Origin of the sequence: Microbacterium croceum, assembly GCF_023091245.1 — a bacterium.
In the GTDB taxonomy this organism is placed as follows: Bacteria; Actinomycetota; Actinomycetes; order Actinomycetales; family Microbacteriaceae; genus Microbacterium; species Microbacterium croceum.
Map to the genome: position 1 here is coordinate 2,528,373 of NZ_JAHWXN010000001.1, position 15,015 is coordinate 2,543,387.

At 68.2% G+C, this 15,015-nt stretch carries 13 protein-coding genes; 1 reads left to right on the forward strand and 12 read right to left on the reverse strand.

The genetic code is table 11. The features are described from left to right. Positions 1–21: 21 nt before the first annotated feature. From secF to pdxS, 12 genes are all read right to left on the reverse strand, one after another. Positions 22–1,011, reverse strand: a complete 990-nt coding sequence (secF, locus tag KZC51_RS11940) for a protein translocase subunit SecF (protein WP_247630178.1) — start codon at positions 1,009–1,011, stop codon at positions 22–24. Next, on the reverse strand, positions 1,011–2,759 hold the full coding sequence (secD, locus tag KZC51_RS11945; protein ID WP_247630179.1) for a protein translocase subunit SecD: 1,749 nt from the start codon (positions 2,757–2,759) through the stop codon (positions 1,011–1,013). The genes secF and secD overlap by 1 nt, the downstream gene beginning before the upstream one ends. A 56-nt stretch (positions 2,760–2,815) precedes the next feature. Beyond that, positions 2,816–3,202, reverse strand: coding sequence for a preprotein translocase subunit YajC (locus KZC51_RS11950; RefSeq protein WP_372491775.1), 387 nt, complete (start codon positions 3,200–3,202; stop codon positions 2,816–2,818). A 72-nt stretch (positions 3,203–3,274) separates the two neighbouring features. Further along, positions 3,275–4,300, reverse strand: coding sequence for a Holliday junction branch migration DNA helicase RuvB (ruvB, locus tag KZC51_RS11955; protein ID WP_247630180.1), 1,026 nt, complete (start codon positions 4,298–4,300; stop codon positions 3,275–3,277). Continuing rightward, positions 4,293–4,913, reverse strand: a complete 621-nt coding sequence (gene ruvA, locus KZC51_RS11960) for a Holliday junction branch migration protein RuvA (protein WP_247630181.1) — start codon at positions 4,911–4,913, stop codon at positions 4,293–4,295. Before ruvA ends, ruvB begins: the two co-directional genes overlap by 8 nt. Before the next feature lie 9 nt (positions 4,914–4,922). Beyond that, positions 4,923–5,504: a crossover junction endodeoxyribonuclease RuvC gene (gene ruvC, locus KZC51_RS11965; RefSeq protein WP_247630182.1), complete on the reverse strand. Its 582-nt coding sequence runs from the start codon at positions 5,502–5,504 to the stop codon at positions 4,923–4,925. A gap of 45 nt (positions 5,505–5,549) precedes the next feature. Continuing rightward, positions 5,550–6,311, reverse strand: a complete 762-nt coding sequence (locus tag KZC51_RS11970) for a YebC/PmpR family DNA-binding transcriptional regulator (RefSeq protein WP_247630183.1) — start codon at positions 6,309–6,311, stop codon at positions 5,550–5,552. Between the two features lie 213 nt (positions 6,312–6,524). After that, positions 6,525–9,887, reverse strand: a complete 3,363-nt coding sequence (locus tag KZC51_RS11975) for an ATP-binding protein (RefSeq protein ID WP_247630184.1) — start codon at positions 9,885–9,887, stop codon at positions 6,525–6,527. Further along, positions 9,884–10,549 carry a DUF4194 domain-containing protein gene (locus tag KZC51_RS11980; RefSeq protein WP_372491776.1) on the reverse strand — a complete coding sequence of 222 codons (666 nt, stop codon included), beginning with the start codon at positions 10,547–10,549 and terminating at the stop codon, positions 9,884–9,886. Before KZC51_RS11980 ends, KZC51_RS11975 begins: the two co-directional genes overlap by 4 nt. Continuing rightward, positions 10,536–12,002, reverse strand: coding sequence for a DUF3375 domain-containing protein (locus tag KZC51_RS11985; protein ID WP_247630186.1), 1,467 nt, complete (start codon positions 12,000–12,002; stop codon positions 10,536–10,538). Before KZC51_RS11985 ends, KZC51_RS11980 begins: the two co-directional genes overlap by 14 nt. Before the next feature lie 75 nt (positions 12,003–12,077). Beyond that, on the reverse strand, positions 12,078–12,680 hold the full coding sequence (pdxT, locus tag KZC51_RS11990; protein WP_247630187.1) for a pyridoxal 5'-phosphate synthase glutaminase subunit PdxT: 603 nt from the start codon (positions 12,678–12,680) through the stop codon (positions 12,078–12,080). After that, positions 12,670–13,569 carry a pyridoxal 5'-phosphate synthase lyase subunit PdxS gene (gene pdxS / locus KZC51_RS11995; RefSeq protein WP_247630188.1) on the reverse strand — a complete coding sequence of 300 codons (900 nt, stop codon included), beginning with the start codon at positions 13,567–13,569 and terminating at the stop codon, positions 12,670–12,672. The genes pdxT and pdxS overlap by 11 nt, the downstream gene beginning before the upstream one ends. Before the next feature lie 115 nt (positions 13,570–13,684). Here pdxS and KZC51_RS12000 point away from each other — a divergent pair, with 115 nt between their 5' ends. Next, positions 13,685–14,992 carry an aminotransferase class I/II-fold pyridoxal phosphate-dependent enzyme gene (locus tag KZC51_RS12000; protein WP_247630189.1) on the forward strand — a complete coding sequence of 436 codons (1,308 nt, stop codon included), beginning with the start codon at positions 13,685–13,687 and terminating at the stop codon, positions 14,990–14,992. Positions 14,993–15,015: the final 23 nt, after the last annotated feature.

Consider the following 15,015-nt stretch of genomic DNA (forward strand, 5'->3'; position numbering starts at 1 on the left):
TCGGCTCCGCCGGAGGAAGGCTCAGGCCTCGACGGCGGCCTTGTCGCGCGCCGCACGGATGCGCGCGTCGCGCTCCTTGAGCTGCGGCTCGTTTTCGCGGAACAGCGAGTACAGCGGAGCTGCGACGAACAGCGTCGAGTAGGTCGCGACCAGGATGCCGACGAAGATCGACAGCGAGATGTCGGTGAGCGACTCGGCACCGAGCCAGAAGGCGCCGATGAAGAGGACCGCGCCGACCGGCAGCGCAGCGACGACAGACGTGTTGATCGATCGGATGAGCGTCTGGTTCACCGCGAGGTTGACCGACTCGCCGAAGAGGCGGGCGGACTTCTCCCCGTCCTCCGAGGTGTTCTCCCTGATCTTGTCGAAGACGACCGTGGTGTCGTACAGCGAGTACGCGAGGATCGTGAGGAAGCCGATCACCGCCGCCGGGGAGATCTCGAATCCGGCGAGGGCGTAGACGCCGACCGTGATCACGAGGACGTCGAGCAGGCCGATGATCGCGGCCGCCGACATCTTCCAGGTGCGGAAGTAGATCGCGAGGATGAGGAAGGTCAGCGCCAGGAAGATCGCGAGACCCCAGAGGGACTGGCGAGTGACGTTCTCGCCCCAGGCCGGGCCGATGAACGACGAGGTCACGGCGTCGGGCTCGACGTCGTAGGCCTTGGCGAGGGCGTTGGCGACCTGCTGGGTCTCGGCGGCGCTCATCTGGTCGGTCTGGACGCGCACGTCCTTGTCGCTGACGATGACGACCTTGGTCGCCGCTCCCGGCACCACCGAACGCACGGCTTCGGAGGCGATGTCCTGGTCGCGGCTGTCCGGCGCCTGCACGGTGAACTGTGAGCCGCCGGTGAACTCGATCGAGAACTGGATCGGGCGGATCAGCGGCACGAGTGCAGAGCCCACCACGAGGATGATCGCGATGATGAACCACAGGCGACGCTTGCCGACGAACGGGAAGGAGGTCTTTCCGCTGTAGAGGTTGTTGCCGAACTCATTCATGGAAGGCATCAGTTGTCTCCCTCACTTCCGGCTGTCGTCGATCTGTCATTCGAGAGTGCCTCTGCGCGCTTGCGCTCGGCGATGGTCTGCCGACGATCGGCCTCGCCGCGCGAGCGGGCGTTCTTCGCCCCACGCCCGGCCGACGCGGTCGCCACCTCACGGTACGCGGAACGGCTGCGGTAGACCGCTCCCAGGGCCTCGGGGTCGAGACCGGACAACTTGTGGCCACCGCCGAAGAACCTCGTGCGGGCGAGCAGCTGCATGACCGGGTGCGTGAAGATCACGAAGATGAAGACGTCGATCAGGGTCGTCAAGCCCAGAGTGAACGCGAAGCCCTTCACCGTGGCATCGGCCAGGATGTACAACACGACCGCGGCCAGGATGTTGATCGACTTGGAGATGTAGATCGTGCGCTTCGCGCGACCCCAGCCGTCCTCGACCGCCGCCGTGATCGACTTGCCGTCACGCAACTCATCTCGGATTCTCTCGAAGTACACGATGAACGAGTCCGCCGTGAATCCGATCGACACGATGAGACCGGCCACACCCGCGAGCGACAGGCGGAAGCCGAGTCGCCAGGCCAGGATGCAGATGATGATGTAGGTGAGCACAGCCATCACTGTGATCGACGCGATGATCACCGACCCGAGCGCCCGATACACGATCAGCGAATAGAGGGCGACCAGCGCGAGACCGATCAGACCCGCGATCAGACCGATCTGCAGCTGCTGAGTGCCGAGGGTCGCCGAGATCGTGTCCGAGCTCTGCACCGTGAAGCTGAGGGGAAGCGCGCCGAATTTGAGCTGGTCGGCGAGAGTCGTCGCCGACTCCTGGGTGAACGATCCGGAGATGCTGGGGCGTCCGTCGAGGATCACGCCGTTCATCCGCGGCGCAGAGATGACACTGCCATCGAGCACGAACGCGAACTGATCGCGCGGGGCCAGGCCGTCGATGCGGTTCTGATTCAGGCGCGTGCTGACCTTGCCGAAGGCGTCGGCGCCCTCGCCGTTCATGGTGAGCTGCACCAGCCACGCACCCGACTTGGGGTCTCGGCCGCTGGTCGCGTCTTCGATCGCCGTGCCGGTGAGCTCGGTCGGGCCGAGGAGGTACTTGGTCTGTCCGCTGGGGTCGCACGCGATCAGCGGCTGCTCCTTCGGCGCGTTCGAGGCGTCGTTCGCGGGGTCGCTGCAGTCATAGGCGAGGAACTCCGCCTGCAGCTTCGGCGTGACCCAGGAGAGGTCGCTGCCGTCGGTCGGCTCCGGTGAAGGCGTCGACTCGAGGGTGGGATCCGGGGTCGGGAACGGCGTCGCCACGCCGTCCTCGCCGGTGAACTCCGTGGCTGCCCCGGTCGTGGCCAACACCGCGCGGAACTCGAGCTGCGCGCTCGACTGGATCCGCTCGCGGGTCTGCTCATCGGCCGGTCCGGGGATCTGGACGACGATGTTCCGCCCGCCCTCGGTGGTGATGTCCGCCTCCGCGACGCCCGAGGCGTCGACGCGCTGACGGATGATGGCTGCCGCCTGGTTGAGCTGTTCCGCCGAAGGGTCTGCGCCGTCTTCCGTCTCGGCGCTCAGCACGATCTGCGTGCCGCCCTGCAGGTCGAGTGCGAGCTCCGGCGCCCAGGAGCTCGCCGGATCGCCGTTGCTGTCCGTGAAGACGTAGACGCCGAGTGAGTTGATGCCGAACAGCACGCCCGTCACGAGGAGCAGGCCGAGGAGGACCCGCCAGGCGTGACGGACCGGAGAGGATGAAGCCACGTGTGTTCAGCTTTCTGAGATGCCGGAATTACGAAGTAGCGCGCGGAGGCGGAGGATTACTTGTCGTCTGAGTCGCGCTCGAGACGCGCACGCGTCTCTTCCGGCGTCTCGACATCGACGGCCGGGGCGGCAGCATCGTCGGCCACGACCTCGTCGACGACGACGTCCTTGGGCTCGACGATGCGCAGGATCGCCTGGCTGTGCACCTCGATGATGGTTCCGGGAGCGATCTCGACGAGTGCCGGGGAGTCGAGGTCTTCGGGGTCGTAGGCCACGATCGTGCCGTAGATGCCGCCCTGGAGGAGCACCTTCACGCCGGGAACGGTCTTGGTGGCCTTCTCCTCCTGCTCCGCCTTCATCGCCTTCGTGCGCTTGCGCGTGTTGAAGATCATGAAGACGAGGAGGACGGCGAGAAGACCGAAGAGGAGGAATTCCATGGGCATGGGTGCAGCGCCTTTCTCAGGTGCGCACTCCAGCCATTGGGCGCGCAGAGGTATCCGGGAAGTCTTCAGCGATTATAGGTCATCAAGGCGGAGCGTCCCGTCGGGGTGCGGCACCCCGAGGTGCGCGTATGCCTCCGGCATGGCCACCCGACCCCGCGGAGTACGCCCGAGGAAACCGATCCGCACGAGATACGGCTCTACGACGCTCTCGACCGTCTCGCCCTCCTCGCCGACGGCGACGGCGAGCGTGCTGAGTCCGACTGGACCGCCGCGGAACCGGCGCACGAGCGCTTCCAGCACCGCGCGGTCGAGCCTGTCGAGCCCGATCGGGTCGACATCGTACAGCTCGAGAGCCGCACGCACATCGGAGATGGTGGCGGCTCCCCCGCCGTGCACCAGCGCGTAATCGCGCACGCGGCGCAGCAATCTGTTCGCGATGCGCGGAGTTCCTCGGGATCGACGCGCGATCTCCGACAGCGCGTCCGTCGGCACGTCCACGCCGAGCACGGCAGCCGATCGCGCGATGACCTGTTCGAGCTCGAACTCCTCGTAGAACTCCAGATGGCCGGTGAAGCCGAAGCGGTCGCGCAGCGGGTTCGGGAGCAGGCCGGATCGGGTCGTCGCGCCGACGAGCGTGAACGGTGCCAGCTCGAGAGGGATGCTCGTGGCACCCGCACCTTTGCCCACCATGATGTCGATGCGGTAGTCCTCCATCGCGAGGTACAACATCTCCTCGGCCGAGCGCGCCATCCGGTGGATCTCATCGATGAACAGGACCTCGCCGGGCACCAGGCTCGACAGCAGCGCGGCGAGGTCGCCAGCGTGCTGGATGGCGGGGCCGCTCGACAGGCGCAGCGGTCGCTCGCTCTCGTGCGCGACGATCATCGCCAGCGTGGTCTTGCCGAGCCCCGGAGGGCCGGCGAGCAGGATGTGATCTGCGGGGCGGCTTTGGATGCGGGCCGCGTCGAGCAGCAGCTGCAGCTGTCCTCGTACCTTCTGCTGACCCACGAACTCACCGAGATTCGACGGACGCAAGGCGCCCTCGATCGCGAGCTCGGTCTCGTCGACCGGCTCAGTGGCGTCCAGGGCGTCAGCCACGCGTCTGACCTGCCTGCGCGGGACCGAGCAGGGCGAGCGTACGGCGCAGAAGCGCAGACACCGAGTCCCGCTCGGCATCGGTCGCCTCGGCCGCGGTCTGCGCCGCAGCCTCCGTCGCGACCTTGTCGGACCAGCCGAGTCCGACCAGCGCCGCGGCGACCTGGGTGACGACGTCGGTCGATCCTGCGCCGGTCGCCTTCGAGCTGGGAGCCACCGGCTGCACCTTTCCTGCCAGCTGCAGCACGATGAGCTTCGCGGTCTTCGGGCCGATGCCCGAGACGCGCCGGAACGGCGCATCGTCCTCCGCCGTCACCGCTTCGGCGATCTGGTCCACTGTCATGTGCGAGAGCACGCCGAGCGCGGACTTCGGCCCCACACCGGTGACGCTGATCAGCAGGCCGAAGATCTCGAGCTCGCTCCGGTCCGCGAAACCGTAGAGCGAGAGGGCATCCTCGCGCACGATGAGGCTGGTGTGCAGGAGCAGGCGCTCGCCGACGGTCGCCGTGTGCGGGATGTCGGCGGGCACGGAGACGGAGAACCCGACGCCGCCCACGTCGATGACGACCTGGTCGGCCGCCGTGTGCAGGACGACGCCGTGCAGGGAAGAGATCATCCCCTCAGCCTACGACCCCGATCGTAGGTATGTTCGAGCGACACGCTCCGCATCGGCCCACGCGCGCTGGGCCGGCGTCAGCGACGTCTGACCGGAGGCGCCGGCGGTCCCCCGCCGCCACGCGTGACACAGCGCGATCGCAAGGGCGTCCGCCGCGTCCGCCGGCTGCGGCGGGGCGTCCAGGCGCAGGATGCGGGCGATCATCGCCTGCACCTGGCGCTTGTCTGCCGCACCGTATCCGGTGACCGCTGCCTTGACCTCGCTCGGCGTGTGCGTCGCCGCGGGTAGACCGGCCTCCGCGGCGACCAGGAGCGCGACCCCACTCGCCTGGGCCGTCCCCATCACCGTGTGCGTGTTCTGCTGCGCGAACACGCGCTCGACCGCGACGGCGTCGGGACGATGTGCGGCGATCGCCTCGCGGATGCCCGCAGCGACGATCGCGAGACGATCGCCGATCTCGGCATCCGGCGACGAGCGGATGACGCTCACATGCACGAGGGTGCCGCGGCGGGTGCGGTCGACGTCGACGATGCCGACACCGCAGCGGGTGAGGCCGGGGTCGATGCCGAGCACGCGCAGAGAGGAGGTCACTCCCCCAGGCTAGGCCGGAGGGAGTGCACGAGCCGTTCGGCGCGCCTAGGCCTCGTCGTTCTCCAGCTCGGCCTGCACCTCAGGGGTGAGGTCGAAGTTGGTGAACACGTTCTGCACGTCTTCGCTGTCTTCGAGAGCGTCGATCAGGCGGAAGATCTTGCGCGCCGTGTCGGCGTCGATCTCGACCTTGAGGTTCGGGACGAACTCGACGTCAGCCGACTCGTAGTCGATGCCGGCCTCCTGCAGCGCACTGCGCACCGTGACCAGGTCAGTCGCCTCGGTGATGATCTCGAAGCCCTCGGCGTGCGGCTCGATCTCCTCGGCGCCTGCCTCGAGCGCGGCCATCATGACGTCGTCCTCGGTGGTGCCTTCGGAGCCGACGACGATGACGCCCTTGCGGCTGAAGTTGTATGCCACGCTCCCCGGGTCGGCGAGCGTGCCGCCGTTGCGGCTCAGAGCCGTGCGGACCTCGGCGGCGGCACGGTTCTTGTTGTCGGTCAGACACTCGATCATGAGGGCGACGCCGTTGGGACCGTAGCCTTCGTACATGATCGAGAGGTATTCGACGGCTTCTCCGCCGATGCCCGCGCCACGCTTCACCGCGCGGTCGATGTTGTCCTTGGGGACGGACGTCTTCTTCGCCTTCTGCACCGCGTCGAACAGCGTCGGGTTGCCCTGCAGATCAGGCCCGCCGAGCTTCGCCGCGACCTCGATGTTCTTGATGAGCTTGGCCCAGGACTTGGCGCGCCTGGAGTCGATGATGGCCTTCTTGTGCTTCGTGGTCGCCCACTTGGAATGCCCGGACATTAGTCTCCGCTCGTCGTGTCCGCCCCAGAGCTCGCGCCCAGGGCATCGTCTATTCTAACGAACTGCCGTGGCCGGACATGCGTACGGGATCAGCCGGGCGTCAGAGATGCGTCTTGCATCGCGAACATGAGGATCAGGACCGCACCCGCGCGGCCGTGCGGCGCCCTTTCCCCGCTCACCTGGATCGCATCCCCCGGCGTGAGACACGTCTGATCAGACGCCTCCCCCGGCAGGCAGCCCCACCTTCGGTCGGGCCCACGAACGACCGCGGGTGTCCTTCAGGATGTCGTACTCGACGTCGACGTGCGGTTCGATCGCGCTGTACTTGTCGTTCGGCGCACCGATCACGAGCTGGAAACCCAGACCCCGCCATGCTCCGATCGCGCGCTTCGTGAAATGCGCGTCCGCCTTGATCAGCGCCTCGTCCATGAACACCGGCGCATACCGTGGACGCACAGCGCCCGCATCGCCGAGCTGGTACCGCAACGCTGCACCCACGATGAAGGCCACGAGTTCCTGCGACTCTCCCCCGGACTTCTCACCGATGTGGTCGTAGAGTGCCACATGCTCCCGCGTCGTGGCGTGGATCCGCTCGGCACTCACCCTGACGTGGTTGCGCACATCGATGAGCTCCGCGAAGTCCGGCGCCGTCCGGCGCATCCGAGAGATCAGACGGCTCATCCTGCGGTACACGCTCTCGCGCTCTGCGTCGGTCGCTGCTGCGTCGATGAGACCGCGCACCTCGCGCAGCTCCTTGCGGAACCGTCTGCGTGCCTCCGACTGATTCTCCCGCGGCGTGATCTGCAGGCGGTGCTCATCGTCGTAGAACGGCAATGCCTCCATGATCGTGTTGATCGGGTCGATGCGGTTCTTGATCTCTCGCAGGGATCGGCTGAGGTTCGAGTCCAGACTCGTCAGATCGTTGCCGGACAGCTTGAGGAGGCTGTCCCGCCATTCAGACTCCAGCTCGTGCAGGCCGCTGGTCTCCAGCGCGTCGAGGATCCCCACGAACTCGGCGACCGATTCGTCGGGGTCGGGCAGGAGGGTGAGGGTGTCCCAACGCTCGAGGAAACTCGTCATCAGTCGTCGCATCTGCTCGCGCTGGTCGGCGTGCGCGGCGGCCGCGGAGGTGCGGTCTTCCAGAAGCCTGGTCGCCGCGCTGCGCAGAGCGGAGTCGAGGTGGGCCAGGCGCTCCGATGCACTGACGCTGACGGCCATATCGGCGCCGAGGAAGCGCGCATCGAGGAAGGAGCGGTGGCGCTCCTCGACGGTGAGCTCTGCGGCCTCCGCGGCATCCACGATCCGCTGGCAGGCGTCGACCTGCTCGGTCACCTCCACCCACCGGTCCTCTGCGACCATGAGCTCACCACCGAGACGAGCGTTCTCGTCACGAAGGCTCCCCACCCGGACTCTGAGGTCCTCGGCGCGGCGCCGCATCTCCGCGATGTGCGGATTCGCGTCGGCGACCTCCGCCTCGACGGCCAGCCACCTGTCCCGCTCGGCTGCCACGGCGTCGACATCGACATGCTCCCAGCTCAGATCCTCGATCTTGGCCTGAGCCTTCGATCGCGATTCGATCCGGTCGAGTGCGGCCTCCGCGTCCGCTGCCGCCGACCGCGCCGTCTCGAGCGCGCGCTCGGCGCTGCCGATCAGCTCGTCCAGTTCCCGTAGGCGACGCTCGTTCGAGAACCCCAGCACGTTGGTTCGCCCATGCCCACCGTGAGACCCGCCGCTGCCCCGTGAGACCTGCCCTGCGATGGTGAGCGCCTTCGAGTGCGCGGACAGGTCAGCGGTCGAGTCGACGCACACGAAACCGAAGCGTTCCTCGAGGCGCTGCTGCAGCCACCCGGTGAAGACGGTCGACCGATGATCCAGGCGTCCGGGAAGCGTCCGCGGGTCGGCGTTGCGGGTTTCGGGCAGGCCGGTGTGCACGCCTTCGTACGTGATCCGCTCCGGAGTGCGCACGGAGTCGATCGCGGCGCGGAAACGAGCGAGATGGGCCTCGTCGATCAGGAGGGTTCTCGCGAATCCGCCGAGGGCGAGATTGAACGCCTCTCGCCACGGCTCGAACTCCGTGCGCACTTCCACGAGCTCGCCGACGAAGGGCAGGTCCGTGATGTCGAGGGAGGCTGCCTCTGCGAGCAGCGCGCGCGATTCGTGCAGGCGCGCGGGGATGCTGCCGCGGACGCCGTCCGCTTCCGCGCGTTCGGTCCGCAGCGCACGCAGCTCCGTCTCGGCCGTGCGCCGGGCGGACTCTGCCTCGGCGAAGGTCGCTCTGGCTGCGCGTATGCCGCCATCCGGCGCGGAACTGCGGAATTCGGCGAGAAGGCCGTCGAACTCTTCTGCTGTCCTCACCTCGACGCCCAGCTCGCCGATGATAGCGTCGAAGCGCTCGCGCTCCCGCTGCACGTCCTCCCAGCGACGGGTGACGGCGCGCAGTTCGCGCTGCGCCGTCTCGAGACGGTCGCCGCCCGACTGCCGCGCGACGTCCAGGAGCCCGTCCCGCTCGGACTCCGCCGCGTCGATGAGCGCGCGCTTCTCACGCACGGCGAGTTGGAGGGCACGAGTTCGTTCGCGCAGCTCGGTCTCGACCTCGCGCAGCAGATCGAGCCGACGCTCGGCACTCCACAGCGCCGCGAGCGACGTCGGCTCGGAGAAGACCCCGACCTCGTCCACGACCCGCATGCGCTCCGCGGCGGCCTCGATGCGCTGCGAGATCCCGCGGATCGGCTCCAGGGCTGCCACCTGCTGCTTGGCGACCAGCATGCGTGTGCGCGTGCTCTCCAGCTCATCGAAGTGCGCGACCACCGCATCGGCGGTCGCCATCGTCTCGGGCTCATCGAGCACGAGCTTCTTGTAGAGGTCGTCGACCGTGGTGATCTGCTGACCGGCCTGGATGCGGGCCAGCAGACTGATGGCCTTCGCGCCGGAGCCGGCAGCGCCGATGCCGAGCACGGCGTGCAGGCGTGCCGAGAACTCGCGGTCGGTCGACACCGGCTCGAGCCCCGTCGCGCGCACCGACGCGTCGCTGAGCCGTTGCACCGCCGTCTGCTCGAGCCGCGCGAGGTCGAAGGCGCCGTCGATCGTGGCGCGCAGCCTCGTGGTGTCCTCCAACGTCCGAGCATCCGCGGGGATGTACCAGCCGCGGACAGCGGTGAAGCGCGAACCGTCGTGGTCCAGCCAGGTCATCGAGACCGCGCTCCAGGTATCTTCCCCGTCGCCGCGCAGGACACGCAGCTTCGTGCCTTCGTCGGTACGGGACTCGTCGATCTTGCCTCGCCCGTACGAGAGGATGTTCCGCTGCTCCTCTCCGCGGGGACGCCCCGTGACACCGCCGTTGGACGCACCGTTGAACGGAGTCGTGTGCGGCATCATCAGCGCGATGTAGCCGTCCATGAGCGTGGACTTCCCCGATCCCGATCCCCCGCACAGCAGGGTCGCGTCCGGCGAGAAGCGCACTCGATGGGGACCGCCGTCGTAACCGCCCCAGTTGATGAGCTGCAGTTCTTCGGCGATCCACTGCTGTCCGCGAGAGCTCGCGGGGATCAGCCCGAAGAGCGTGTCCATCATCGTCATCGCGCCTCCACCGCCTGGGCACGAAGCCACTCCCGCAACTCCCTGAGCGTCTCGGCGCTGAGCACGATCTCGACGAGCGCAGTGATGCGATACCGCCCGCTGGTCTCTTCCTGCACGATGCCCTCTCGGTCCAACCGATCCAGTGCGCTGCGGATCGCCCGCTGCTGTTTCGCGGTTCCGCCGTCGACATCGGCGAAGTAGCTGAGCACGGTCTGCTCGATGTCCTCGATGTCGATCCGCACGGACCCTTCGCCCGACGCGGACTCGCGCTGATAGACCGTCCGCAGGTGCACGAGCACCAGCGTCTCGGTGCGCGAGTACGGCGAGTCCTTCAGCAGCACGGGCATCTCCACCTCATCCGAGCGCAACTGCTGCTTGTAGGCGAATCCTCGAGCGTGGTCGATGATCAGCCGCAGGTAGATGTCATTGAGTCGGGATTCGATCACCTGCTGGTGCTCGATGAGCAGGGTCCACTCGCGGCGGTTGCGCTCCATCGAGATGAACCGGCGCTGCAGGAGATGCACGAGCACGCGCCTGATCTCCGGGTCGAGCGTGCCACGGTCCCCCGGGAAATGCGCCTCGAGGTCCTCCTCCATCGCCGTCGGATCGATGAACCCTTCGTCTCCACCGGCCGGGGTGAGATCGTCGTCACTCAACTGCATCCTCCTTCGTGCTGCGCGCCGTGACCGCACCGAACGCGAAGCGGCGAGTCGTGCCGTCCGGTCGCAGCGTGTCGACGGTCGAGATCCCTGCACCGTCCGTGAGTCCGTTGCGGTGAGCGATCTCGAGCAGACCGAGAAGGTCGACAGGGCGTCGAGTCGAGTCGGGAACCGCGCGGAACGCGTCGGCGAGATCGAACTCCGCTTCGAGCCCGGAGACGTACTCCTCGAGCTCGGCATACCTCGGCCCACCCCACGCGCGTGTGTCGTGATCGAGGAAGTCGATCTCGTCGGCGTCGACGAGGGGCGCGGGGGCGCGCGGTGGACGGACGTCACCGGCCGTCTGACGCAGATGCCCCAGGTCGACCAGCGGCATGCTGCGCACCGGGTCGACGATCGTGCCCGGCCCCGACCACCCGTGGAGCCCGGCGATCACGTCGCGCAGGAGATCGTCGATCTGACGATCGCGCAGCGGATCGTGCGTCTTCACCTGACCGGTGATGACGTGTGAGGCACGTCGCTGTGCCGACAGCACCTCTTCCACGCCCAGTTCGACCCGTCGGCCGATCGCATCGAGCTCGGCCCGCTGCGTGCCGTCCAGCATGCGCGCGAAACGCTGGCCCAGGAGTCCGCGAAGCTGCTCGGTGAGGGCGTCGATGCGATCGGGGTCGCCGATCAGTCGCAGTGCTCCGGCGAACGCGCGCCCCTCGGGTGTCGACTGCATCACGTCCTGCGCACGCTGGAGGTACTCGCGCAGGACCTCGCTCGTCGGCCGCTCGTCCCGCCGGAGATGCGCGACGACGTCGCGCTGCATGGATCTGAGCGACTCGGCCACCCGCGTGAAGTCGGCCGGGAGCTCGCGAGCGAGATGCAGGACGTTCTCCGCCTCCTCGAGGAGCTCTTCGTCGTCTGCCGGAGCCGAGAGTCCGGTCTGCTCGATGCGAGCGATCTCGGCATCGACCGCCTCACGCTCCGCGCGCAGTCTCGACAACCGGCGAACCGGGTCGACCTCCGCGTTCACCGAAAGACGCTCCACAGCCTCGAGCAGCGTGCGCACACGTGAGTTCGACACCCGCGTACGACCTCCGCCGGTGCGGCCCGATATCTCGAGTGCTGCGACGGCATGTGCCGACAGCCGGTAGACCTCGGTGTCGTCGTCGATCTGCTGGATCAGCCAGCCCAGACGCACCCAGTTGCGGCACACGTCGCGCGCGCTCCCCGAAGGCAAGCGCCGGTCGTCCTCGTCGTCATACCCTGCCGCGCGGAGCTCGTCGAGCACCTCCGCGAGTTCCGCATGCGCATCCGCGACCGCGACCGATGCCCGGTCGGCGCTGAACAGCAGCGTGAGAGACGCCACGACGAACGGAGCGAAACGACCGTGAAGCAGATCGAGCGTCGGAGTGCTGAAAGCGGTGACGGCACGTGCATACGCTGCCTCAGCCCTGGATCCCGTCACTCACAAGAGAATAGTCCGAGCTCGGCCACCTGCCGGTCGCGCGCAGACGCACGGCGGGTCGCTCCGCACCCTGTGTCAACCGGCGACGCGACCCCGAACGGTCTCGAGGAAGCGGGCGTGGAAGCGTGTCTCGCCATCGACCTCCGGGTGGAAGCTGGTACCGAGCAGGGCGCCCTGCTGCACGGCGACGATCGTGCCGTCCGCCAGCGACGCCAGCACGTCGACGTCTGCCCCGACGCGCTCCACGATCGGCGCCCGGATGAAGGTCGCGTGCACCGGGGGGTCACCGAGGACGGGTACAGCGATCTCGGTCTCGAACGACTCGGTCTGGCGTCCGAAGGCGTTGCGCCGCACGGCGATGTCCATCCCGCCGAACGACTGCTGTCCGTCGATGCCGTCGAGCACCGTGTCGGCGAGCAGGATCAGGCCGGCACAGGTCCCGTACACGGGCAGTCCGGCCGTGATCGCGGCTCTGATGGGCTCGCGCATGCCGAAGATGCGCGAGAGCTTGTCGATCACGCTCGATTCGCCGCCGGGGATGACCAGCCCATCGACCGCGGCGAGCTCCTGCGGGCGCCGGACGAGCACGACGTCGGCGCCCAGGCCCGCGAGCAGGGCGGCATGCTCGCGCACATCGCCCTGCAGCGCCAGGACGCCGACGCGAGTGCTACCAGCCACGCTCGGCCAGGCGGTGCGGCGCCGGCAGGTCGGACACGTTGATGCCGACCATCGCTTCGCCGAGTCCGCGGGAGACCTCGGCGATGACCTTCGCGTCGTCGTAGAAGGTGGTGGCCTTGACGATGGCCTTGGCGCGTTCCACCGGGTTGCCCGACTTGAAGATGCCGGAGCCGACGAACACGCCGTCGGCGCCGAGCTGCATCATCATCGCCGCGTCTGCGGGCGTCGCGACGCCGCCGGCGACGAACAGCACGACCGGGAGCTTGCCGGTCTCCGCGATCTCCGCGACCAGCTCGTAGGGCGCCTGCAGCTCCTTCGCGGCGACGAACAGCTCGTCCTTCGTCAGAGCCGTCAGGGCGGCGATCTCGCCGCGGATCTTGCGGATGTGCTTCATCGCCTCCGAGACGTCGCCCGTCCCTGCCTCACCCTTGGAGCGGATCATCGCGGCACCCTCGTTGATGCGACGGAGCGCCTCGCCCAGGTTGGTCGCGCCGCAGACGAAGGGCACGGTGAAGCCGTACTTGTCGATGTGGTTGACGTAGTCGGCGGGCGAGAGCACCTCGGACTCGTCGATGTAGTCGACGCCGAGCTCCTGCAGCACCTGGGCTTCGACGAAGTGCCCGATGCGCGCCTTCGCCATGACCGGGATCGAGACGGCGTCGATGATGCTGTCGATCATGTCGGGGTCGCTCATCCGCGAGACGCCGCCCTGCGCCCGGATGTCGGCGGGTACACGCTCGAGCGCCATAACGGCGACGGCACCGGCGTCCTCGGCGATCTTCGCCTGCTCGGCGGTCACGACGTCCATGATGACGCCGCCCTTGAGCATCTCTGCGAGCCCGCGCTTGACGCGCGCGGATCCGGTGGTGGCCTGTTCGGTGCTGGACATGACGTTCCTCTCGGTGAGCCGATCGACGCAGCTCTTGGCGTGATCCGAAGATAACTTTGATCTATGTCAAAAGATAGCATCGTCCGACACGACCTAGAATCGGTCCTGAGGACACATGAGCGACGACATCCGAGGGACCACCGCAGCCGACATCGCCGACAGCGTGCGCGCCCTCCGTGAACGTGGTGTGCTGCGGCCGGGGAGCGTGCTCCCTCCGGTGCGCGAGCTCGCCGCGACGCTCGGGGTCAATCGGAACACGGCCGTATCCGCATACCGCCAGCTCGCGCAAGCGGGGCTCGTGGTGTCGCGCGGACGGGCCGGCACCGTCATCGCCGGTGTGGATGCCGTGGCACAGGAGGGCTACGCCTCCGACACGGTGCTCCGGGACGTCGCGACCGGCAACCCCGATCCCGCATTGATCCCCGATCCCACCCCGGCGCTCGCCACCGTCGCCGGGCGACCCGTGCTCTACGGTGAGCCCGTGATCGACCGCGGACTCGATGCGTGGGCACGCGAGTGGGTCGCGCCCGACCTCAGTGACACCGACTTCCGGATCACCGTGACCAGTGGCGCGGTCGATGCGGTCGAGCGGCTGCTCGCCCAGGCGCTGACCCGCGACGACGCGGTCGCGCTGGAGGACCCGTGCTTCCTCGCCAGCATCCACACTGTGCGTCTCGGCGGCTATCGCGCGGTGCCGGTGCCCGTCGACGCGGAGGGAATGACCGTCGAGGGTCTGCGCGCCGCGCTCGCCGCCGGGGTCCGCGCCGTCATCTGCACGCCGCGGGCGCAGAACCCCACGGGCGCCAGCCTGTCGGCGCAGCGCGCCGCCGAGCTGCGTGAGGTGCTCGTCGATCACCCGTACGTGCTCCTGATCGAGGACGACCACTTCTCGATGCTGTCGCAGCGGCCCTACGAGTCGCTCATCGGACCGGGACACCGCCGCTACGCCCTGGTGCGTTCGGTGTCGAAGTTCCTCGGACCCGACATGTGCCTCGCCATCGCGGCGACGGATTCCGAGACCGCAGACCGGCTCGCGATGCGCCTGAGCCCCGGCACGACGTGGGTGAGCCATCTGCTGCAGCGCCTCGCGCTCGCGCAGCTGACAGACGCCGACGTCTCCGCCCGCGTCGCCGCTGCCGGCGTGCACTACGCCACCCGCAACGCGGCGTTCACCGCCCGTCTGCGCGAACACGGGATCGACGCACCTGTCACCGACGGGCTCAGCCTCTGGATCGAGCTCCCGCGCCCGGCTCGCGTCGTCGTGGAGCGACTGATGCGTCGCGGGTGGCTCGCCCGGACCGGCGACGAATTCGCGCTCGGTGACCGGGCGGAGCCGTCCCACCACCTGCGCCTCACCGTGCACGACCTCTCCGACGACGATGCGGCCACGCTCGTCACCGATCTCGTCGCGGCAGTGCGATGACCCCTCGACGCGCACAGCAGTGC